Below are 21,696 nucleotides of genomic sequence, written 5' to 3'. Positions count from 1 at the left end.
GAGAATCTATGGCAACGCACTCTTCGAAGATATGGCCGTACGTCGGTGCCGCGGCAGGAATCGCCTTGACTTGTGGCATGGTGTTTGCCGCCGGCGAGACGTTGTTCTCGGTGGCGCTTGATTCGCAGTCGAAGCGTTCACTGTTCCGCCGTAAAACCGATGACGACTCCCTTGCGCAGCATGATCCGGCGAAGCAGGCCGGCGTTGACGAGCAGGCGTTACAATGGTTCGATGAGGTCAAGCATGGCGTCACTATTCGCAGCTATGACGATCTCACCTTGCATGCATGGCGTTTCGACGCCAACACAGCGGTGCCACTGCCTCACGCCTACGCGATCTGCTTGCATGGCTACACGGGTGAACCGTCCGAGATGGCATCGTGGGCTTTTCATTATGCGAACATGGGCATGCGCGTGCTGGTTCCGGCGCAACGTGCCCATGAGTTGAGTGAGGGGCGCTATGTGGGCATGGGGTGGCTCGAGAAAGAGGATCTGCTCAGGTGGGTGAATTCCATCGTCGCCAAAGATCCCGACGCCCGCATTGTGCTTCAAGGAAATTCGATGGGCGCCGCGACGATTCTCGACGCGTGCGCCGATCCCCGATTGGCCAGGAACGTGACGTGCGCGATCGTCGACAGCGGGTTCTCTGGCGAATACGACCAGCTGTTGAACAGCGTTGCCGGCATGCTGCATATCAGCAAGCTCATGGCCAAGCCGATCGTTGACTGCGGCAGCCTGATCAATAAGGTGAGGCTGGGGTTCTGGTTCACGCAGGCGGACGCGCTGGCACAGCTCCGCCGCACTACGCTGCCGATGTTGTTTATTCAAGGAGACCGTGACGAGATCGTGAACCCGCGCATGCTTGACACGTTGTATGCCGCATGTGCGAGTCCGGTGAAAAAGAAATTACGTGTTGAAGGCGCTGGGCACACATTGAGTCTGCGCACGAACCCGACGTTGTATTGGCAGACCGTAGACGCTTTTGTACGCCGCTGTTTTCATATCGCTGCATGAGTCACGTGCGGCACAATAGCTGAGGAATGCGTTGGATTATCAACGCGAAAGTGGTGTGGGGCGTTCCGATATCGGAACGCCCACACCACTTGGAAACTGAATTATTGGAAAACTGATTATTAGTTCAGCAATTCCTTGACTGCTGCGATGACCTCCTGCAGACTCTGCTTGGCGTCGCCGAACAGCATCTGCGTGTTGTCTTCGTAATACAGTTCGTTCTCGATGCCGGCGTAACCGCGACCACGGCCGCGCTTCATGACGACCACGTTCTGCGACTTGTCGACGTCGAGGATCGGCATGCCGGAAACAGGCGTGCCCGGTTTGCGTGCCGCCGGATTCGTGACGTCGTTCGCGCCGACGACCAACGAGACGTTGGCGGTCGGGAACTGCGGGTTGATGTCATCGAGATCGATGAGCTCGTCATATGGCACGTTCGCTTCGGCGAGCAGCACGTTCATATGGCCTGGCATACGGCCTGCCACAGGGTGGATGGCGTATTCAACCTCGACGCCATGCTCCTTGAGCAGTTCGCCGAGATCGGCCAGTTCGCGCTGTGCCTGAGCCTGAGCGAGACCGAAGCCTGGCACGAAGATCACCTTGTCGGCATACACCAGCTGGACGGCGAGATCGTCAGGGGTCGTCTCCTTCATCGTGCCTTCCGGACCATCAGCGGAACCGGATGCCGCATCGGATCCACCGAAGCCACCTGCGAGCACAGACATGAGCGGGCGGTTCATGGCCTTCGACATGAGCACCGACAGCGTGACGCCAGCCGAACCGACCAGTGCGCCGGCGACGATCAGCGCCACATTGTCAATGGCCAAGCCAGACATGGCGACAGCCGTACCCGTGCAAGCGTTGAGCACGGAGATGACGACCGGCATGTCGGCGCCACCGATCGGGATGACGAAGACGAGACCATAGCACAGCGCGAACACGGTGGTCAGGATCGACCACAGCAGACGCTGGCTTGGGAACACGCACAGCATCACGAGGGAGGCGATGGTCAGCACGATGAAAAGCACGTTCCAGAAGCCCTTGCCCGGCAGTTTGAGGTTCTTGACCCAGCGGATGCCCTGCAACTTACCGGCGGCGATGAGCGAACCGGTGAAGGTGACGGAACCGATCATCACGCCGAGGCCGGCCGTGATGAGCACCACAAGGCTTGGAGCATGGTCGTTGGCCAGAATGTCGTTCAGGGCGACGAGCGCAGCGGCGCCGCCACCGACGGTGTTGAAGATGGAGACAAGCTGAGGCATGTCGGTCATCTTGACCTTCTTGGCCGAGACAACGCCGGCGAGAGCACCGATGGCGATGCCGACGATCAGCACGATGACGGCGATGCCGTTGACGAAGCCGGAGACGAAGAGTTTGATGAACGCCATCACCACGGCGATGATCATGCCGACTGCGGAGATGGAATTGCCCTTACGTGCGGTTTTCGGGGAATTCATGTAGTGAAGTCCCATGACGAACATCACCGCAGACAGCAGGTATACGAACCATGCAACAATATCGATTGGCTGTGCGGTCATTACTTGTTGCCTCCCTTGCTCTTCGCGCCGTCTTTATCGCTCTTGAACATCTCAAGCATGCGGTCGGTGACCACATAGCCGCCGACGACGTTCATCGTGCCCAGCACAGCGGCCAGGAAGATGAACACATATGACAGCCACGAGTTCGCTTCGGCGGCGACGATGACGACGCCGACGATGACGATGCCGTGAATGGAGTTCGCACCCGACATGAGTGGCGTGTGGAGCGTTGCCGGCACTTTGCCGATGACTTCGATGCCGATGAGCAATGCGAGAATAAACAGGGTGATCGATACTACGAGATCAGGCATCGGTTCACTCCCCCTTTCGTTCCTGCGAGGAATCGCCGGCGACGACCATCGCCTGATCGATCTCCTCGTTCATATCTACGGTGAGCTTGCCGTCTTTGATGAAATGCGTCAGAATATCGCCGACGTTACGGCTGAGCAGATTCGATGCGGTGGTGCTCACTTCGCTGGCCAAATATGGTGCGCCGATGATCTTGACACCGCCATCCGTGACTTGTTCGCCGATCGTAGAGCCCTCAACGTTGCCGCCCAGATCGCTGGCGGCGCAGTCGACGACGACCGCGCCACGATGCAAACCGGCGACGCCTTCCTTGGTCAACAGCACCGGTGGCTTGCGGCCGGGAACCTTCGCCGTCGTGATGATGATGTCGAATTCGCTGGCCTTCTTGTCGACGGCGGCTTGCTGCTGCGCCTGCTCTTCGGCAGTGAGCGCGCGGGCATAACCGCCTTCACCCTGACCTTTCGAGAAGTCGAGCCCGAGGTCAAGGAACTTGGCGCCGAGAGATTCAACCTCGGACTTCGAAGCCGGGCGCACGTCGTACGCCGTGACAACGGCACCGAGGCGCTTCGCCGTTCCAATGGCCTGCAGGCCGGCGATGCCCGCGCCGAGAATAAGCGCCTTCGCCGGTCGGATCGTGCCGGCTGCCGTCGTCATCATCGGCAGGAACGAACCATATTCATTGGCCGCCACCAGAACGGCCTTGTAGCCCATGACCGAATTCTGCGACGTCATCTCGTCCATCGACTGCGCCGAGCTGAGCTGTCGTGGCAGTCGCTCGATGGCGATGGCCGTGAGTCCGGCCTGCTGCAATGCGCTGACATATGCTTCATCGGTGAAGGAGCCGAGCATGCCGATGACCCATGTGCCTTTGCTGATCTGCGTGATCATCTGCTCCGATGGGCGGTCTACGAAGCCGAGAGCGTCGGCTTCATCGAGAATCGTCTGCTTGTCGGTGACGGTCACGCCAGCTTTGGCATAGTCGTCATCCGTGTATGAGGCGGCTTCGCCTGCTCCATGTTCTATCAAACAAGACACCCCTGCCTTACGCAGGCGTGTAGCGATATCCGGCGTCAGTGCGACGCGGGACTCATGTTCCGACGTTTCATTGAATACGCCGAACACCACAGTGGCTTCTGGTGTTTGAGCCATATGAACCCTTTCTATGCATCCCCGTATGACGGGATGATGAACATACAGCGCCCCAGTGTAACCGAAACACGTCCGTAACATATGGTTGGAGTCCATTCTGCGAATATCCGCGTTCCAAGCGGTTTCATAGGATGCCCGTCAATTCGTGCGAACGGTTTTCGAATTACGCCAGAAGGCTTCGTTACGTAAGCGTAAGGTGACGTGGAACGTTTTTAAGGCTAATATCCGTTGAAGAACGTTTTTGCGGGCTATAAGGAGCACTATGTCTATTTTCACATCGGTCAAAAAGCACGCGTCGGATGCGACGCAGAGAATATTGCATCTCGGCGGTGATTTCGAACATCCGATCAACGCTGATGGCGACACTCCTGACTATGTGGACCCGGAAACGACGCCGCAGCATCACGACTATGAGGATCTGCCGCATATCGACTTCTGGGGTCCGGATCGCCCGACGACCACGTTCATCGACGCCAATTCCGATTTCATCACGGCAGACACCGAGGGCAACGAACCTCTGCCAGAAGACTTCAACCTGTATCGCATCTATGAATCCCGTGCTAAGCGTATGCCTGACGAAGCGCTGTATACGTTTAAATACGGTGATGAATGGGTGACGAAGACCGCGAGCGAAACGTTGCTTGACATTCGCGAGGTTGCCAAGGGTCTCATGCATCAGGGTCTCCGCAAAGGCGATGGTGTGGCGTTCATGTGCCACACGTCGTATGAGTGGGATGTGTTCGATGCAGCCGTATTGTCGGTCGGAGGTGTGCTCGCCACCATCTACGACACCGATTCCGCGGAGCAGATTCGCAACATCGTCGACAACTCCGACTCCTCGTTGCTGGTGGTCGAGACCAAAGACATGCTGAACAAAACGGAGCTGGCCAAAGAGGACTGCCCGACGCTCAAGACCATCATGTGCATTGAGAACGGCGCGTTGGATGAACTCAAGGCATATGGCTCCACCGTTTCCGACGCACAGCTCGACGAGCGCATCGCCAGCGTCAAGAAAACCGACCTGTGCTCGATTGTCTACACGTCCGGTTCCACCGCCGCGCCGAAGGGCGTGGAGATGACGCACGCGCATTACTGCGCCACGGCCACCAACCTGCCCACCTACATGCCCGACCTGCTGTCCAACAAGCGCAACCGCGTCCTGCTGTTCCTGCCGCAGGCGCATTCCTTCGCCCGCGCCATCAACTACATCTGCGTGGCCAGCAATCTGCACATTTACATCGCCCGTGGCATCAAGACGCTGACCGCCGACCTCAAGATCGCACGCCCGCACATCATGATCGTGGTTCCTCGTGTGCTGGAGAAGGTCTACAACGCAGCCTCCCAGAAAGCCGGTAGCGGCCCTAAGGGACGCGTGTTCGCGGCATCCGTCGTAGCCGCCCAGAAATACATGAAGGAGGTCAGCGAGAATGGCAAGGCCAGCCGATTCGTCTCCATGCAGCGCAATGCCTTCGACCCGCTGGTCTACGCGTCGATTCGCGAAGCCCTCGGTGGTTGCGCGAAGTGGATCGTCACCGGCGGCGCGCCGCTTGACCCCGATCTGATGGCGTTCTTCCGTGGCGCCGGCATCCCGGTGTATGAGGGCTATGGCCTGACCGAGACCACGGCGCCATGCGCGTTCAATCCGTTGACGGTGCCCTACCATCAGGGTTCCGTCGGCATCCCGTTCCCGGGATTCCAGCTGCGCATCGGCGAAGGCAACGAGATTCAGGTCAAAGGCGTTCCGGTGTTCAAGGGGTACCACAAGAACGAAGAGGAAACCGAGCTGAGCTTCACCGAAGATGGCTGGTACAAGACCGGCGATCTGGGGCGTCTCGACGATGATGGCTTCCTCTATATCATCGGCCGTAAGAAGGATCTGATCATCACCGCAGGCGGTAAGAACGTCTCCCCGGGCCCGATGGAAGATGTCATCAAGCGTTGCCCGTTCGTGTCTCAGGCATTGGTGGTCGGTGACAAGCGTTCGTTCATCTCCGCATTGATCACCTTGGATGAGGATGCGTTGCGCCCGTGGCTGTCGAAGCATGGTCTTGACACCGGCATGACGATGGAAGAGGCTGCTCAGAACGCTGCGGTGCGTGCCGAGGTGCAGAAGTGGGTGGATCAGGCGAACGAGGGTGTTTCCCGTGCCGAATCCGTTCGCAAGTTCATCATTCTGCCTGAGGAGTTCAGTCAGGATAACGGATTGATGACAGCGTCGATGAAGATCATTCGCCCGCGTGTGCTCAAGCGCTACAACACACTGCTCAACACGCAGATGTACACGAAGCGCAAGCCGAATCCGGACGCGCAGAACAACGGCTGACCTACATCAGCATCGCATATGAGTTGGCCCACCGATAATCTCGGTGGGCCCAACTCATATGCGCACTACGTGCGCAAAAGGTCCTATGAGAAGTCAGAAGCCCAGACGATCGAGTTTCTTCGGGTCGGACTGCCAGTTCTTCGCGACTTTGACCTGCATATCGAGATTCGCTTTACGACCGACCAGACGATTCACCGGCGTACGCAGTTTCTTCTTGATATGCACCAGATGCGACGCTCCCTTGCCGATGATGATCGGCTTCTGTGAGTCTCGTTCAACGTAGATGGAGACCATCACGCGAGCTTTGCCGTGCATCATTTCGGCATCTTCCTCGTCCATGTTCTCTGGGTAGTCGATCGAGTCGACGACAACGGCCAATGAATGAGGCAGCTCATCATCGAGTTCTTCAAGCAGCACACCACGGATGAGCTCTGCGATGGCATCTTCAGGACGCTCTTCGGTGACCTGATCGGTCGGATACATCTGTGGCCCTTCGGGAAGATGGTCAATCAGCACGTTGCGTACTTCCTGCAGATTGTCGTCTTCCAATGCGCTTACCGGCACGATATCCGCGAAATCAGCGAATTCGTTGATTTCGATCAGCTTGTTCACCAATGCATTGCGGTCAAGCTGATCGATTTTCGTCACGATCGCGATCAGCGGCACCTTCCATTTGAACGTGCCATCGTCGTTTTTCGTGGCGAATTGAGAGCGAAGCCTACTCAAGATCCTGCGGTCCCCCGGCCCGATCTCCTGATCTGCCGGCAGCAGGAAGGCTATCTCGTCGCTGTCTGCCAAAGATTCGTCGACAACATCGTTGAGTCGCTGACCCAGAAGAGTGCGAGGACGATGGATGCCTGGGGTGTCGACGAGCACGATCTGGGCGTGGTCGGTGGTGAGCACGCCTCGAATGGCCTTACGCGTCGTTTCCGGCCGAGATGACGCAATGGCGATCTGCATGCCGATCAACGCGTTGATCAACGTGGATTTACCGACATTGGGGCGGCCCACCACGGCCACGAAGCCAGATCGATACGGGGTTGCGGGCTGCGACGCAGCGTTGGATTGTTCACTCATGGTCATTGGACTCCTGTGTGGTGGTGGTTGGGGTTGCTTCATCGTCTTGAGACGATTCTTCCGTTTCGGTCTGCTCCGCTTCGCTCTGAGGTTCGACGACGATCGTCGACACCTTCTTGCGCCTTCCGGCCGAATCGACGGCGGTCAAACGCAAGCCGTGGGTGGTGGCGCTGGAACCGACGATCGGCACGCGGCCGAGCAGTTTGGTCAGCAACCCATAGACGGTATCTACATCGTCCTCGTCAAGATCAACTTCGAAGATGTCTTCAAGATCCGCGATCGGCGTACGTGCAGGCATGCTCCATTTGCTTTCGCCTATTTGCTGTGGCTCTCCATGCTGAGCATGATCATGCTCATCCTGCAATTCGCCGACGATCTGCTCCAGCGCATCTTCGATGGTCACCATGCCTGCGATGCCGCCGTATTCATCGACGACGATCGCCACATGGTGGCAGGTCTGCTGCATCTCGTGGAAGAGGTCGTCTGCCGGCTTGAGCTCGGGCACCAACATCGGATCACGCATTATGGACGCAATGGGACGGCTCAACGCCGCATTGTTGAAAATCGAGGCGCGCACGGCATCCTTCATATACGCGATGCCCAGCAGATCGTCGATGTCGTTGCCGATGACTGGAATACGCGAATAGCCCGAACGCGAGCACAGTTTCAGGAAGTCTTCGAGGGAGGCGTCTTTTTCGATGCAGATCATATCGGTGCGCGGCACCATGATCTCGCGTGTCAGCGAATCCGAAAGCTCCAATACGTTGTGCAGCATTTCGGAGGTTTCAGGGTCGAAACGATTCGTTTCCAGAACACGGTTGATCGCAGCGCGCCCCTGCTCAAGGTGAATTTCCTCGAGTTCTTCGTTTTCGGAAAGCTCCGCTTTGTTCTGCGCCGTCTTCGACTTGTGCCGATGCAGGAACGGCGCGCACGCATAGGCGAATGAAGCCAGTCTCGTGTGGGAAAGCAGAATCTCCAACGGTCGATCCGAGCCAACGGAACGAGGACGTACCAAAACCGACACGAAAGCCACAACCAACGCCACGACGACGCCTATGATCAGCTGCAACCATACCGCGCAACCGAATATCGCGGCGATGCACACGGCGATCGCTCCCAATAGCACGTTACTGACGATGCGCTGGAACGCACACGCCGAAGATGTGGCATGTCGATTCGCAATGAGCCGCTGCAGCCTGTGTATCTTATCGATCTTCTTCTGACGCGTGAACTGGCTGAGTTCCGAATCGGTCTGCGTTTCGATCATCAGATTGTTGAGATTCGCGCGGGTCACGCGAACAACAGCGCTTTCCAACGACGCCAACAGAAGCGACTGCCAGAACAACAAACAGGCAACCACGGCAAGAACAACGACGGTGATGATCGTCATCTCATTCATCGCATACTCCTCATGCACTTCTAGTGACCGAGTTGCCGGTCCGCGCCATGCTTGCGCTCATAGACTTCCAGTTCATTGACGCTTCCCTCGGGCAGCTGCGCTACCCATGGTGTTGAGCGATGCAGCGCGAAGAAGGTGAGCAGCAGCTGACGCTGTAGACCGAACATCTGCCGTTCCTGCTCTTTGGTGTGGTGATCGTAACCGAGCAAATGGAGCACACCATGAATGGTCAGCAGCATCATCTCTTCCATCGTGCTGTGTCCCGCCGCCGCAGCCTGCTGCTGAGCCACCCACGGGCATATCACGATGTCGCCGAGCATGCCTTCCGGTTCATTGCGATCGTCACCGGGGCGAAGTTCATCCATCGGGAAGCTCATCACGTCGGTCGGCCCTTGCAGATTCATCCAGCGTTCGTGCAGCTCGGCGATCGGCTCCGGGTCCACGAAAGTGATCGTCAGTTCGGATTGCGTGCTCACGCGCATCTGATGCATGACCCAGATGCCGAGTTCCGAGAAGATCTTCGGATCGAGCTGCCACTGCGTTTCGTTGGCAACTTCAACGCTCATGTTCTTCCTTTCGCGCAGCAGCGGCGTTCGACCGCTGTGATTGAGCATGACGGCGGGCGGCCTCACCCTTGCGAGCAGCTTCGTCGTGCGATTCATAGGCGGCGACTATTCTGCCGACAAGCGCATGGCGCACCACATCTTCAGCGTTGAGATGCACGAACGCGATATCGTCAATGCCGTGCAGAATCGATTCGATTGACCCCAATCCCGAACGTGGCACATCAAGATCAACCTGAGTGATGTCGCCGGTGATCACCATCTTCGTGTTGAATCCAAGACGCGTGAGGAACATCTTCATCTGCTGATTCGTCGTGTTCTGCGCCTCGTCGAGAATGACGAACGCGTCGTTCAGCGTACGTCCACGCATATACGCCAATGGCGCCACTTCTATTGAGCCATCATCAAGGCAGCGCTTCAACTGGTCTGCTCCCAGCATGTCGGAGAGCGCGTCATACAGCGGACGCAAATACGGGTCGACCTTCTCGTTCAACGTGCCTGGCAGGAAACCGAGATTCTCCCCGGCTTCCACGGCTGGGCGCGTCAGAATGATGCGGCGAACCGCGCCGTCTTCGAAAGCCTGCACCGCTTTCGCCACAGCAAGATAGGTCTTACCGGTGCCGGCGGGGCCTATGCCGAATGTGATCGTATTTGCTTCGATCGCGTTCACATAATCGACCTGGCCCGCGGTTTTCGGCCGAACCGGATATCCGGCGGCGTACGCGATTGTTCCGGGAATGCTCGGCTTGCGATAGCGGGCATGCGCCTGCCTTGCGTTGTCTCGCTCCTGTTTCTTCACACGACGCAATGCCTCGACTTCTCTGCCGTGACCAGGCACTTCTTCACGTATGTCGTTCGCCAACACCTGCTGTTCGAGCATGCGCTTCACCGTAGCCGCGTCCAAGGGATTCGTGTAGGCCGCATCGATAAGCGTGTGAATCAGATCCTGCGCCGCCGACGCCTCGCTCTCCCCCGCCTTCGTCGTAGACGTGATCGTAACGCGGTTGCCTCGAATATGTATGGTGATATCTCGATATTCGCGTTCGATCTCGCGTATCACCTCATCGTAGGCCCCAAACACCTTGACGGCATCGAGTTGTTCCGGGATCTGCACTGTTCGTGTTGTAGTCGCCAAATGCTCCTCTTTGACTTACTTGACTTTGAATGTATGTTGCGTTATTCGCCCATCGGTTCACCGGTGAGCACGTGCGCGTGCACATGGAACACCGTTTGGCCGGCGTCTTCGCCCGTGTTGAAGATCAGGCGGAACGAACCGTTATAGGCCTCATCAGCAATGGTTTGCGCGACTTCGACCATGTGCGCCAGCAGAGATGGGTCTGCCTTCGCCAATTCATCGACGTTGCGGTAATGCTGTCGTGGCACAACGAGCACATGCACCTTGGCTTTCGGGTTGATGTCTTTGAACGCATACACTTGGGCGTCTTCGAACACCTTCTCGCTCGGCACTTCACAGTCGATGATCTTGCAGAACAGGCAGTTCGGGTCTTTCATCTATTCCTCATTTCCAATGAACGGATATGCCAGCACTGTTTGATTCTACCAATTCCATCGCATATTCATTCCGCGAACCCTGTTCAGCGATAGCGTCCCACAGCACGGCTCAACAGGCTCAGTGCCACAGGTCCCGCCGCAGATGCGCGCAGGATGTTCGATCCCAGCACGCACACCAGAGCGCCGGCTGTGCGGAATGCGTCGACCTCCTGCTCGCTGATGCCGCCCTCCGGGCCGACGACCACGCTGATGGTTCTTGGTTTGCCATCTTCCAAACAGCGCGAGGTCAGCGCATCGACGGCCTCCTCCACCTGCGACCAGGAAGCATTGGCGTCTTGATGCAACACGATGACGAGGTTCCCGTGCACCATATCACGCCGAATCTGCGCCAACAGTTGTTTGCTGCTCATCGCCTCGCGCAGCTCGGGCACAAAAGCCCGTCGAGATTGTTCGGTTGCCGCACGCAGTGTTTGCATCCATTTGCGATCGGTTCGCCCTGCTTTGAACCGCGCGATGGAACGATCGGCCTGCCATGGCGTCACTTCGTCAACGCCTATTTGAGTGGCCACATCGATGGCCTGTTCGTCATGGCCGTTCTTCGCCAAAGCCTGAATGAGACCGAGTCGCACAGTCGGCTTGTCTTCCCTCTCGAAACCCAGCACCTGCACCACGCCGTTTTGCGCATCATCCACCACTACCTGAATGCGTAGCCCATTGCCATCAGACAATTGGAGTTCGTCGCCTTCGGCCAACCTCATCGAACCGATCGCATGTCTTTTCACGCTCTGCGGCAAAGTTATTTTCCAGCCAGCCGACAGTTCGTCGCACCGCAACGGCGCATCATCGCTACTCGTATCCACCAAAAACAACGCATCAGTCATATTTCGTAGGCTACACACCGGCGTACACGAACGACTGCGTGAACAACCCTGTTCACATGCGACACGCCGAACTTGCGCTCGAACTCATGTTCGCGTATATTTTTTTCTGTTGCGCGGCAACGACACCTGTCCGGGTGGCGGAATGGTAGACGCGCTAGCTTGAGGTGCTAGTGCCTATTTTATACAGGCGTGCGGGTTCAAGTCCCGCTCCGGACACCAGCAAAACCGGTTCCCTTCGGAACCGGTTTTTGTTTTCCAAGACGACTACCCGAATGGCAGAGCAGCGAACGGAGGATGCATGCGACTAGTACGGCTCGAATCGATTGATGACCCGCAGGTGGAGGCATACACGAATCTGACCGAGCTGCAACTGCGCAACCGCTTGGAACCATCTCAGGGCCTGTTCATAGCGGAATCGCCGAAGGTCATCACCCGCGCACTTGAAGCGGGCCGTGAACCGATATCTCTGCTCGTGGAGGAACCTTGGCTCGAAGGCATGAAGCAGACGTTCGAATATATTGACGAGCACTGGGGAGACTCCGTTCCAGTGTTCGTAGCCTCCCCCGAACAGCTCAAGCAACTCACCGGCTACAGGTTGCACCGCGGAGCTCTGGCAGCCATGCGCCGTTGGGAATTGCCCAGTGTTGCACAGGTGTGCGCAGGCGCCACACGCATCGCAGTGCTTGAGAACATCGTCGATCATACGAATGTGGGTGCCATCATTCGCTCGGCTGCGGCGCTTGACGTGGACGCCGTGCTAGTCACACCATCTTGCGCAGACCCGCTGTATCGCCGTTCCATTCGCGTCTCCATGGGAACGGTGTTCCAGATTCCATGGACACGCATCGGGGGCGATGACGTGCATTACTGGCCGTGGCAAGGGTTGAAGGAGCTTCATGAACTTGGCTTCACCACGGCGGCCATGGCGCTCTCTGACGATTCCATATCGCTGGACGCCCTCGTCGACAGACTCCACACTGACGGAGATCAACATATCGAGAAGCTCGCATTGATATTCGGAACCGAAGGAGACGGACTGACCAAACATACGATCGCCAACGCCGATCTCACTGTGAAAATACCGATGAGTCATGGGGTCGATTCACTCAACGTCGCCGCATCGAGTGCCGTAGCCTTTTACAGCACGCGTAACGTATAAAGCTCACTTAAGCACAGGGAATATCACAATAAGAACCCATTTTGGTTCGAAATGTGAAACGATTTTGGTATTTCTTGAAAGAACACGCCGTAAAACAGGCGTTTTGGCTTTGCCATTGAGCGAATGTATGCAATTATTGAGGTGTCTTCAATGATGAACACCACTTCACAGATTCAGTTCTGTAAGTCCGCAGGAAGGAGCTGCTATGGCGAAGAAGAACCCCAAGATTCTTTCCATCGTTCTCGCAGGCGGCGAAGGAACCCGTCTCATGCCTCTGACACGAGATCGCGCTAAGCCGGCCGTACCATTGGTGGCGTATACCGCCTCATCGATTTCCCGTTGAGCAATCTGGTCAATTCGGGGTACAGCCAAATAATCGTATTGACCCAATACAAGTCGCATTCGCTTGACCGTCATATTTCCCAATTGTGGCGCTTCTCGACTTTGCTCGGCAGCTATGTCTCCCCTGTTCCAGCACAACAGCGTCTTGGCAAGCATTGGTACTTGGGTTCTGCCGACGCGGTGTATCAGACCATCAACATCATCGAAGACGTGCAGCCCGACATCGTCGTGATCGTCGGCGCCGATCACGTGTATCGCATGGATTTCGAACAGATGGTGCGTCAGCACATCGAGTCGGGAGCCGAGTTCACTGTGGCAGGCATCCGCCAGCCGATCGAACAGGCGAACCAGTTCGGAGTCATCCAGGTGGATCACGATCATCCGAACATGATCCATCAGTTCCAGGAGAAGCCGAAAGAGACCACTGGTCTGCCCGACAACCCGAACGAGATCCTCGCCTCGATGGGTAACTATGTGGCCAACACCGATGCGCTGTTCAACGCATTGTCGATCGACAGCAAGGCAGAGAACACGAAGCACGATATGGGTGGAGACATCGCGCCGTTCTTCGCGGCACGTAACGAAGCCGGCGTGTATGACTTCAGCAAGAACGAGATCCCCGGCTCCACGCCGACCGACCACGCATATTGGCGCGATGTGGGCACGATCACCCAGTTCTATGACGCGCATATGGATCTGATCTCGTATGTGCCGGAGTTCAATCTCTACAATATGGAGTGGCCTATCTACACGAATTCCGGCAATCTTCCGCCGGCGAAGTTCGTGCATGCCGCAGGTGATCGCGTCGGCCACGCGACTGATTCGATTGTCTCCCCCGGTGTCATCGTCTCCGGTGGCGAAGTGCATCATTCCGTCGTCTCTCCGAACGTGCACGTGCATTCATGGTCGCAGGTCAACGATTCGATTCTGTTCGACAACGTTGAAGTTAATCGCCGTGCCCGCGTCAACCGCGCGATTCTCGATAAGAACGTCGTCCTCACCGAGAATGCCACAGTGGGTCTCGACATGGAGCACGATCTGGAACGTGGGTTCACCGTCACGCCGGATGGCATCACCGTCGTCCCGAAGGGCACCATCGTTGACGGCTGATGTAGCGTTTCAAATCCGCTGACTATAGAAATTGCCGGTCGTCTCGAATTGTTGAGGCGACCGGCCAATTTCTATACCGGAAAATATATAGTATGCGTAAGCACTCTCGGCCGTGCAGCAACGTTTGTGCCAGGTACCAGGCTTTTAGTATCTCGGCATATTGTCAAGGTTGAATCCAAGAGCAGCAAGCTGTTCCGCGCCTTCCGGCGTGATCTTCTCGACCGTCCAACGTGGCGTCCATGTCCAATCGATGCGGAACTCCTCGACCAATCCGGCCAATGTGCTGGCACACTCGTCTTCGATAAGATCAGTCAATGGGCATGCTGGCGTCGTCAACGTCATCGTGATGATGGCTCGACCAAGTTCATCGATTTCGATGCCATACACCAATCCCAAGTCGATCACGTCGATGCCGAGCTCGGGTCGATGACCTGATGCAACGCCTCTTTGACATCTTGCGCAGTGGCACGGCCAATATCATCCACGCCTTTGAGCTCGATGCCGTCAACTGTGTCTTCCTTGCATTGGCAGTCATGATCGCCATCTCCATGCCCACCACAGCAATCGGTCTTCGCATCCTGTTCGGCTGAATCCTGCGCGTTGACGCCGATCGTCTTGGCCAAGGCGGGATTCGCCATGACTGCTCGAGCGGTATCTTCATCACCCGCCACGGTGTTCACCGCGTCGAAAATAGTGCTTTCCGGCTCTGGAACCAGATTACTGCTCATTGCCATCCTCGCTTTTCTATGTGCTCGTAAGAATAATTATTGTTGTGAAGCCAGTGCTTTGGCCATCGAGTCCTTCAGTCCTTCCCAACCGAGCAATGCGCATTTGATGCGCATCGGGTATTTGGAAACGCCTTGGAACACAAGTGCATCTTCAAGATCGTCTTCAATCTGCTCGTCGTCTACGCCGGCACCGCGCGATTGCATAAGCGTATGGAACTCGTTGAACAGTTTCATCGCTTCATCAACCGTTTTTCCCTCGACCAGATCAACCATGATCGAGAGGCTGGCTTGTGAGATCGAGCAACCCTGACCATCCCACACGATGCTTTCGATGCGGTGAGGCTCGTCTTTGCTGATTTCGACGTGCACAGTGACTTCATCGCCGCATGTGGGGTTGAACTGGTGCGACTGCGCCGCCGCACATGATTCATGCATCGCGGAGACGGTCGCCTGACCATCATCGGTATCTGATGACACACCATCGGGAAGCGTTCCCTTGCCATGAGGATGGCGGGATGCGTCAAGAATCACTTCCTGATACATCTGCTCCAATTCCTGATTTCCGATGTTGGTCATCGCATTCCTTTCCGTCGACTGCCGTCAATCCCACTATCTATCTGAGTAACATATATGCGGCGATCGTATTCCCGACCGCAAGCGTTCTTCCATGGTTTCCCATCATGCAACCACATTGGATGCTATGCGATGAAGAACTTGCGAACCCCTTGAACGGCTTCCACGAGTGCCTGAGCGTCTTGAGGCGTGTTATAGACGCCTGTTGAAGCCCTGTTCGAAGCAAACACCCCGAAATGCCTGTGAATCGGCTGTGCGCAATGGTGGCCGACGCGGATGGCGATTCCCCGTGCGTCGATATATTGCCCCACGTCGTGCGGATGCACGCCGTCAACCTCGAATGCGACGGTGCCGATGCGATCGACGTTGTTCGCCGGCCCAAGGATGCGTACGCCATCGACGTCGGCCAGCTTCAGCAGTTCATCGGTTATCGTGCGCTCATGCTGTGCGATGGCATCCATGCCGATGCTCATCATCCATTGCGCTGCAACGCCGGCTGCGACAACTTGTGCAACAGGCTGTGTGCCAGCCTCGAATCGTGCTGGCGGCTCCATGTATTGAGCCGGCTTGTCCATGAACGCCAACTCGACCATCGATCCACCAAACTTCGCCGGTGGCAACGCCTCCAGCAACTCTCGCTTGCCATACAGGAAGCCCACGCCTGTCGGACCATACATCTTATGCGCGCTGAATGCGGCAAAATCCACGTCGAGTGCATGAAAATCGACTGGAATGTGGGGCACGGACTGGCAGGCGTCCAGAATGAACAACGCTCCCACTTCGTGTGCGCGCCTGACAATCGGCGCGATATTGGTGATCGCGCCGGTGACATTGCTGATGTGGGTGATCGCCACGATCTTCGTGTGTTCGGTGATCACTTCGTCGGCGGTGTCAGCGAGGATACGCCCGTCGTCGTCAAGATCGAAGTATTTGAATGTGGCACCGGTGCGTGTGGCAAGCTCTTGGAATGGCAGCAGCACCGAATGGTGTTCGGCTCTCGACACCACAATCTCATCACCGGGTTTCAGTGCGAAACGTTGTGCCGATTTGCCACCTCTCCCGAGGCTGGCATTGCCGAACGCTGTGGCAAGGGTGTTCAACCCATCGGTCGCGCCCATCGTCACGACGAGCTCCTCGTTGCCCTCTTCATATGACGCCCCGACGAGCTTTGCAACCTGTGCACGGGCTTCTTCGAACGCCACCGTGGAACGCCCGGCAAGTGTATGCGCTCCACGATGCACGCCCGCATTGATCGTTTCGTAGAACTTTGATTCCGCATCGATGACAGATTGCGGTTTCTGAGCCGTGGCACCGCTGTCGAGATATATCAGAGGATGCCCATTCACCTGTTGGCGCAGAATGGGGAACTGCGAGCGAATCGCATCAAAATCCGTCATCGATCGTCTTCTTTCGTTATGTATAAGCGATATTCAGGCAAGAGCGGATTCGGAGTCCGCGCCCTCCGGCAGATACATGTCGTAACCGGTCTCCTCGAGTTCATCGGCGAGTTCCGGGCCACCGCTCTTCACGAAATGGCCTTGGGCGAACACATGCACGACGTCCGGCTTGATGTATTTGAGGATGCGCGTGTAGTGCGTCACCATCAGAATGCCGAAATCGTTCTTCGCCTTCGCACGGTTCACACCTTCCGAGACGACGCGCAATGCATCAACATCGAGCCCGGAGTCGGTTTCATCGAGAATGGCGAACTTCGGCTTGAGCATTTCGAGCTGCAACACTTCGGCACGCTTCTTCTCACCGCCGGAGAAGCCTTCGTTCACGGAACGACCGGCGAACTTCGGATCCATCTTGAGCTCCTTCATCGCAGTGGTGAGCTCTTTGGTCCACGTGCGAATGGCCGGCGCCTTACCTGAGACCTCGGTCACCGCAGTGCGCAGGAAGTTCGTCATCGACACACCCGGCACTTCAACCGGGTACTGCATGGCGAGGAAGATGCCCGCCTTTGCGCGCTCGTCCGGGGTCATCTGCAGAATGTCAACGCCGTCGAGCAGCACCTGACCGCTGTCGACCTCGTATTTCGGGTGTCCGGCAAGCGTGTAGGCAAGGGTGGATTTGCCCGAACCGTTGGGACCCATGATGGCATGCGTCTCCCCCGAATTAACGGTCAGGTTGACGCCTTTGAGAATCTGCTTGCGGCCTTCCTTCGTCTCCACCGATGCGTAGAGATCTTTGATTTCCAACGTCGACATTGTTATTTCTCCTCCAAAACGTTCTTCATTTCTTCGCTCTCACCGCGAGCGAGACGACGGTCTATGGCCTGCATCAGGTGCGTTGCGATCTCTTCGATGCCGATCTCTTCAACCAATTCACCGAAGAAGCCACGTACCACGAGTTTGCGCGCTTCCTTCTCCGGAATACCGCGCGACTGCAGGTAGAACAGCTCCTCATCGTCGAAACGTCCGACCGAGCTGGCATGGCCTGCACCGACGATGTTGCCGTTCTCGATCTCAAGATTCGGCTCGGAATCCGCGATCGCACCCGGTGTGAGCACCAGATTCCTGTTGAGCTCGTACGAATCGGTTCCAGGGGCGGTCGGCTCAATCAACGCATTGCCCACCCATGTGGAATGTGCTCCCTTGCCATTGAGCGCGCCCTTGTAGACCACGCGGGAGCGGCATTCCGGAGCATTGTGCACCACCATCGTACGATGTTCGATATGCTCGCCTGGATCCACAAAGTAGATGCCGAGCATGTTGATCTCGCCGTGTTCGCCGCCGAAATCCTGATCCATGCGGATGCGCACCACGTCGCCGCCCAGCGTGACGACCGAGTGGCGAATGGACGAATCCTTGCCCACGTGGATGCGATGATTGCCAACATGCTTGGAACCGCGATCCCATTCCTGAATGAACGTCGTGGAGATGTGCGCGTCATCGCCGGTGGTGATTTCGATGCCTTCTGCGAGTTTCGCATCACCGTAGTGTTCGACCACCACGTCGGCATGCACCTGTGAATCAGCGGCGATGACCAGATGCAACGCATCGAGACGCTCATCGGTGCCGAGCACCTTGATCAACAGCGGGTGGTCGAGGCTGCGCTTGATCTCGATGATCGTCGCCGAGTTCTCACTGTTCCATTCGACTGCCGACACACGGTCGTTCGGCTTGCTCACCGTACCGCTGAGATCATCACCGATCTTCACCGTGCGAATGTCCACACTGCTCGTGTCAACCGGCGAGCCGTCGATCATGCTGATCGACACTTGCGTCAATCCGCTTGGCTCGAACACGTCGAAGAATTCACTCATGCGTTCGATTGGGGTAAAACGCCAATCCTCCTGCTTGCGCGTGGGGACGGCGAAATCATCCACAGCAAAGGAGCGCGGAGCGTTGTCGGCGCTTGACGGCATGGCCGCCGGAACGGCATACGGATCGTTCGGATCCGCAACCGGAATCGAAATTTCCTTTTGGTCTGCCATATCAGCCAACCGATCCTTCCATCTGCAGTTCCACCAGACGATTGAGTTCCAGAGCGTATTCCATCGGAAGCTCTCGGCTGATCGGCTCGACGAAGCCGCGCACGATCATCGCCATGGCCTCCTTCTCTTCGATGCCACGGCTCATCAGGTAGAACAATTGGTCTTCGGAGACCTTCGACACCGTGGCTTCATGCGCCATAGACACGTCATCTTCTCGCACGTCAACATGCGGGTAGGTGTCGGAGCGTGAGAAGTCGTCGACGAGCAATGCGTCGCAGACGACGTTCGAACTGGAACCTTCCGCTCCGTCGACGATCTTGACGAGTCCGCGGTATGCGGAACGCCCGCCGCCGCGCGAAATCGACTTTGCCACAATGGTGGAAGACGTGTGCGGTGCCAAGTGAATCATCTTCGCACCCGTGTCTTGATACTGGCCTTTGCCGGCGAATCCAAGCGACATCGTGGAGGCGCTGGCATATGGCTCGGCGAGAATGCAGGCCGGGTATTTCATCGTGGCCTTCGAACCGATGTTGCCGTCGACCCATTCCATCGTGCCGCCTTCACGCACATATGCGCGCTGCGTCACGAGATTGTAGACGTTGTTCGACCAATTCTGCACCGTCGTGTAGCGCACTCGTGCGTTCTTCTCGACGATGATCTCGACGATGGCGGCATGCAGTGAGTCGGTCGAGTAGATAGGTGCAGTGCATCCTTCCACATAGTGCACGTACGAACCTTCGTCTGCGATGATGAGCGTGCGCTCGAACTGACCCATGTTCGGGGTGTTGATGCGGAAATACGCCTGCAATGGAATATCCACGTGCACGCCCTTCGGCACATAGACGAACGAGCCACCCGACCATGCAGCGGTGTTCAGCGCACCGAACTTGTTGTCTTCAGGAGGAACGACCGTGCCGAAGTACTTCTTCACAAGCTCCGGGTATTCACGCACTGCGGTATCAGTGTCGACGAAGATCACGCCCTGCTTGGCGAGGTCTTCCTGGATCGAGTTGTAGATGACTTCGGATTCATATTGCGCTGCGACACCGGAGACGAGCCTGCTCTTCTCAGCTTCCGGAATGCCGAGCTTGTCGTATGTGTTGCGAATGTCGTCGGGAAGATCTTCCCAGTGCGCGGCCTGCTTGCCAACCGGCTTGACATAGTATTTGAAATCCTGTGCGTGGAAGCCGGAGAGATCGACTCCCCACTTCGGCATCGGCTGTTCGATGAACGCCTTGTATCCGCGCAGACGCATGTCAAGCATCCACTGCGGTTCGTGCTTATCTGCCGAAATATCTCGAACGACCTGTTCGTCGATGCCTTTTTGGCTGCTTCGCCCGCTGCGTCGGAATCGTGCCAGCCATACGAGTATTCACCGAATTGCTCGATGATCTCGTCATCCTGTTTGATTTTCTCCTCGTTGACGCGAGCTCGATCAGCGACGTACTGATTCATCTCCACGTCAGATGCGGCATGGGGCATGTGATCTTCTGCCACTCGTCGCCACCTCCCATGTTTGTCAATGTCTTGCTCCACGGTAGCAGACACCCTGCAAACACGCCAGAGTTTCAGGACCGAAGAAAATACGCGCGGAGACGAATACAACGTCTCCGCGCGAATGTCACAAATGTACCGTCACAATATCCGACAGCAATTGTCAGCTGAGAATCTGCACGATCTTGCGGTATTGCTCGTCGGTGAGCTGCGCCGCGGGCTCGCGAATAAGCGTGGAAATATCAAGTCCTTTGGCTTTCACCGCACCTTTTATAGCGGAGATGAACAGATCCGCCTGGTCATATACCGCCATGAGTGTGCTGATGCGTGCCGCTGCCGTGAGTGTCGTCGCCATGTCACCGGAGTCGTATGCGTTGCGCAATGTGACGAATGTCTCAGGCTCCACGTTGGTCAGTCCGCTGATCACGCCCACTCCTCCGGAGACGCGGTTGACCAGATAATACTCATCGAATCCAGAGAACACGGCAAAATCAGGGTTCACAGCGCGTGCTGCGCGGATGACCTTGCGCGTGTGACTGATCGTATCGACGGTGTCTTTCATGCCGACGATGTTCGGATGATTCTTTGTGAGATCAGCTACAAGTTCGGGTGTCAGATCCGAGCCGGTACGTGCCGGGAAATTGTAGAGAATGACTGGAATCGACACGGTGTCCGCGATTTTGCCGAAGTATACGCGCGCTGCATCTGGCGAGGGGCCGAAGTAATACGGAGAGACTGCGACCACGGCATCGACTCCGCTCTTCTCGGCGGATTTTGCGAACTCGAGCACACGGTCTATGTCGGTGTCGCCGATGCCGGCGAACACTTTCATACGCCCGTTCACATGCTTGACTACGAAATCGACGACCTGCTCTTTTGTCTGCAAATCGAACGCATAGAATTCGCCTATGCTGCCGAAGATCAGCACGCCGTCGATGCCGGCGTCGATGAGATGGTCGAGGTGTTTGCCCCAACGCTCATAGTCTATCGTGCCATCGTCATGCGTGACGGTGATTGACGGGCAGACCACGCCCGAAAACCTTGGATTGAAAACCATGAAAACCTTTCGCAACTATGTTTTCAACTATGT

At 56.7% G+C, this 21,696-nt stretch carries 17 protein-coding genes, 1 tRNA gene and 3 pseudogenes; 5 read left to right on the top strand and 16 right to left on the bottom strand.

Annotated elements, in window-relative coordinates:
• Positions 1-8: 8 nt before the first annotated feature.
• Entirely contained in the window at positions 9-1,013 is a 1,005-nt protein-coding gene (locus GSD1FS_RS01870; RefSeq protein ID WP_155588110.1) for an alpha/beta hydrolase, read from the top strand.
• A 119-nt stretch (positions 1,014-1,132) separates the two neighbouring features.
• On the opposite strand, the gene GSD1FS_RS01865 is transcribed toward GSD1FS_RS01870, so the two are convergent.
• From GSD1FS_RS01865 to GSD1FS_RS01855, 3 genes are read right to left on the bottom strand one after another with little or no spacing between them, the layout of a single operon-like run.
• Positions 1,133-2,548 (bottom strand): NAD(P)(+) transhydrogenase (Re/Si-specific) subunit beta, encoded by a 1,416-nt coding sequence (locus GSD1FS_RS01865; protein WP_155588109.1) that lies wholly within the window; start codon positions 2,546-2,548, stop codon positions 1,133-1,135.
• The gene (locus tag GSD1FS_RS01860) at positions 2,548-2,859 is read right to left on the bottom strand and encodes an NAD(P) transhydrogenase subunit alpha part 2 (RefSeq protein ID WP_155588108.1); all 312 of its coding nucleotides are present in this window, start codon (positions 2,857-2,859) and stop codon (positions 2,548-2,550) included. Before GSD1FS_RS01860 ends, GSD1FS_RS01865 begins: the two co-directional genes overlap by 1 nt.
• A gap of 4 nt (positions 2,860-2,863) precedes the next feature.
• A complete protein-coding gene (locus GSD1FS_RS01855) occupies positions 2,864-4,006 on the bottom strand; it encodes an NAD(P) transhydrogenase subunit alpha (RefSeq protein ID WP_155588107.1) in 1,143 nt (380 codons plus the stop codon).
• A 262-nt stretch (positions 4,007-4,268) separates the two neighbouring features.
• Between GSD1FS_RS01855 and GSD1FS_RS01850 the strand changes: the two genes are divergently transcribed.
• Entirely contained in the window at positions 4,269-6,329 is a 2,061-nt protein-coding gene (locus tag GSD1FS_RS01850; RefSeq protein WP_155588106.1) for an AMP-dependent synthetase/ligase, read from the top strand.
• Between the two features lie 93 nt (positions 6,330-6,422).
• Here the strand turns inward: GSD1FS_RS01850 and era are convergent, their stop codons facing one another.
• The 6 genes from era to GSD1FS_RS01820 form a co-directional block, all read right to left on the bottom strand.
• Positions 6,423-7,412, bottom strand: coding sequence for a GTPase Era (gene era, locus GSD1FS_RS01845; protein ID WP_155588105.1), 990 nt, complete (start codon positions 7,410-7,412; stop codon positions 6,423-6,425).
• The gene (locus GSD1FS_RS01840; protein WP_155588104.1) at positions 7,399-8,805 is read right to left on the bottom strand and encodes a hemolysin family protein; all 1,407 of its coding nucleotides are present in this window, start codon (positions 8,803-8,805) and stop codon (positions 7,399-7,401) included. The genes era and GSD1FS_RS01840 overlap by 14 nt, the downstream gene beginning before the upstream one ends.
• 20 nt (positions 8,806-8,825) lie before the next feature.
• The gene (gene ybeY, locus GSD1FS_RS01835) at positions 8,826-9,371 is read right to left on the bottom strand and encodes an rRNA maturation RNase YbeY (RefSeq protein WP_155588103.1); all 546 of its coding nucleotides are present in this window, start codon (positions 9,369-9,371) and stop codon (positions 8,826-8,828) included.
• Positions 9,361-10,503, bottom strand: coding sequence for a PhoH family protein (locus GSD1FS_RS01830; RefSeq protein WP_155588102.1), 1,143 nt, complete (start codon positions 10,501-10,503; stop codon positions 9,361-9,363). The genes ybeY and GSD1FS_RS01830 overlap by 11 nt, the downstream gene beginning before the upstream one ends.
• A 41-nt stretch (positions 10,504-10,544) precedes the next feature.
• Positions 10,545-10,880: a histidine triad nucleotide-binding protein gene (locus GSD1FS_RS01825; RefSeq protein ID WP_155588101.1), complete on the bottom strand. Its 336-nt coding sequence runs from the start codon at positions 10,878-10,880 to the stop codon at positions 10,545-10,547.
• 83 nt (positions 10,881-10,963) lie between these two features.
• Positions 10,964-11,761 (bottom strand): 16S rRNA (uracil(1498)-N(3))-methyltransferase, encoded by a 798-nt coding sequence (locus GSD1FS_RS01820; protein WP_155588100.1) that lies wholly within the window; start codon positions 11,759-11,761, stop codon positions 10,964-10,966.
• 128 nt (positions 11,762-11,889) lie between these two features.
• Between GSD1FS_RS01820 and GSD1FS_RS01815 the strand changes: the two genes are divergently transcribed.
• The 3 genes and pseudogenes from GSD1FS_RS01815 to glgC all read left to right on the top strand — a co-directional run bounded on the left by GSD1FS_RS01815 (position 11,890) and on the right by glgC (position 14,372).
• Positions 11,890-11,980 (top strand) — tRNA-Leu (locus GSD1FS_RS01815).
• 79 nt (positions 11,981-12,059) lie between these two features.
• Positions 12,060-12,920: a TrmH family RNA methyltransferase gene (locus GSD1FS_RS01810; RefSeq protein ID WP_155588099.1), complete on the top strand. Its 861-nt coding sequence runs from the start codon at positions 12,060-12,062 to the stop codon at positions 12,918-12,920.
• Positions 12,921-13,125: 205 nt separating this feature from the next.
• Positions 13,126-14,372, top strand: a pseudogene (gene glgC, locus GSD1FS_RS01805) (glucose-1-phosphate adenylyltransferase).
• A gap of 144 nt (positions 14,373-14,516) precedes the next feature.
• Here the strand turns inward: glgC and GSD1FS_RS01800 are convergent.
• The 7 genes and pseudogenes from GSD1FS_RS01800 to GSD1FS_RS01770 all read right to left on the bottom strand — a co-directional run bounded on the left by GSD1FS_RS01800 (position 14,517) and on the right by GSD1FS_RS01770 (position 21,663).
• Positions 14,517-15,100, bottom strand: a pseudogene (locus GSD1FS_RS01800) (metal-sulfur cluster assembly factor).
• A gap of 36 nt (positions 15,101-15,136) precedes the next feature.
• Positions 15,137-15,676, bottom strand: a complete 540-nt coding sequence (gene sufU, locus GSD1FS_RS01795; RefSeq protein WP_155588098.1) for a Fe-S cluster assembly sulfur transfer protein SufU — start codon at positions 15,674-15,676, stop codon at positions 15,137-15,139.
• A gap of 122 nt (positions 15,677-15,798) precedes the next feature.
• Positions 15,799-17,070, bottom strand: coding sequence for a SufS family cysteine desulfurase (locus tag GSD1FS_RS01790; protein WP_155588097.1), 1,272 nt, complete (start codon positions 17,068-17,070; stop codon positions 15,799-15,801).
• Positions 17,071-17,103: 33 nt separating this feature from the next.
• Positions 17,104-17,883: a Fe-S cluster assembly ATPase SufC gene (gene sufC / locus GSD1FS_RS01785; RefSeq protein WP_155588096.1), complete on the bottom strand. Its 780-nt coding sequence runs from the start codon at positions 17,881-17,883 to the stop codon at positions 17,104-17,106.
• A gap of 2 nt (positions 17,884-17,885) precedes the next feature.
• A complete protein-coding gene (gene sufD / locus GSD1FS_RS01780) occupies positions 17,886-19,112 on the bottom strand; it encodes a Fe-S cluster assembly protein SufD (protein WP_155588095.1) in 1,227 nt (408 codons plus the stop codon).
• A 1-nt stretch (position 19,113) separates the two neighbouring features.
• A pseudogene (gene sufB, locus GSD1FS_RS01775) lies at positions 19,114-20,594 on the bottom strand (Fe-S cluster assembly protein SufB).
• A 175-nt stretch (positions 20,595-20,769) separates the two neighbouring features.
• Positions 20,770-21,663 carry a dihydrodipicolinate synthase family protein gene (locus GSD1FS_RS01770; protein ID WP_155588094.1) on the bottom strand — a complete coding sequence of 298 codons (894 nt, stop codon included), beginning with the start codon at positions 21,661-21,663 and terminating at the stop codon, positions 20,770-20,772.
• Positions 21,664-21,696: the final 33 nt, after the last annotated feature.

Source organism: Bifidobacterium canis (assembly GCF_009727065.1).
Taxonomy (GTDB): domain Bacteria; phylum Actinomycetota; class Actinomycetes; order Actinomycetales; family Bifidobacteriaceae; genus Bifidobacterium; species Bifidobacterium canis.
This window is presented reverse-complemented; position numbering and strand designations above follow the sequence as displayed.